A 725-nucleotide genomic window follows, 5' to 3' on the forward strand; every position below is an offset into this window, starting at 1 on the left:
TACACATAAACGTTACCACACATTTGAGAAAAATCGTTTTCATATTGACAATTTTAGTTTTTCAACAAAATATTTACTCTCAAAAAGAAATTGTTGGAAAAGTGGAATATTATAAATCCTATAGCTACGGAATTCCATCATTTGACTCTGGAATCGGAAAATCATTAAATCGATTAAATTCTCAAAATCAAAAAATACAAATTAGACAAGGAACTACAATTCGAGAATTTGAAACTGACTCAAACGGAGTTTTTAAATGCAGTGTAAATCCGAATGAAAAAATATATTTGTCAATAAATAAAAATTCAAAAACAACAAATGCGGATTTTAGCTTCGAACCATCCGAATTAAAAGACTCTTTGAAATTGAAAATTTCAGATTCAAGAATAATGACCTATCGAGATTCAATTTCTACACCCGAATTTTATAATAAATACTCTGAAACACAAGCTCGTGTCGATTTTGAAAACCGAAACTTGCGGATAATTGGTGGTGGCAGCTTTCTAACAAAAAAAACAATTAAACGTCGTAAAAAAATTGCCAAGGAATACGGATTTAGATATGAATATGAATTTGGCTGTGAAATTATGGGTGCTGAATATCGAATTATACATCGATATAATGAAACAATGAAAAAGCTAATAGGAATAAATAAAAACGTGTGGTAACACCGTGTATAAAAAATTGCTATTTTTAGCTTAACCAATGTGAGTTGCTTTGCTTGC

At 29.7% G+C, this 725-nt stretch carries 1 protein-coding gene; it reads left to right on the plus strand.

Annotated elements, in window-relative coordinates; translation table 11 throughout:
• Positions 1 to 23: 23 nt before the first annotated feature.
• Positions 24 to 668: an FEKKY domain-containing protein gene (locus ACFQ0I_RS17370; RefSeq protein ID WP_379944260.1), complete on the plus strand. Its 645-nt coding sequence runs from the start codon at positions 24 to 26 to the stop codon at positions 666 to 668.
• The last annotated feature ends 57 nt before the right edge of the window (positions 669 to 725 follow it).

The organism is Mariniflexile aquimaris, from assembly GCF_042676825.1.
Taxonomy (GTDB): domain Bacteria; phylum Bacteroidota; class Bacteroidia; order Flavobacteriales; family Flavobacteriaceae; genus Mariniflexile; species Mariniflexile aquimaris.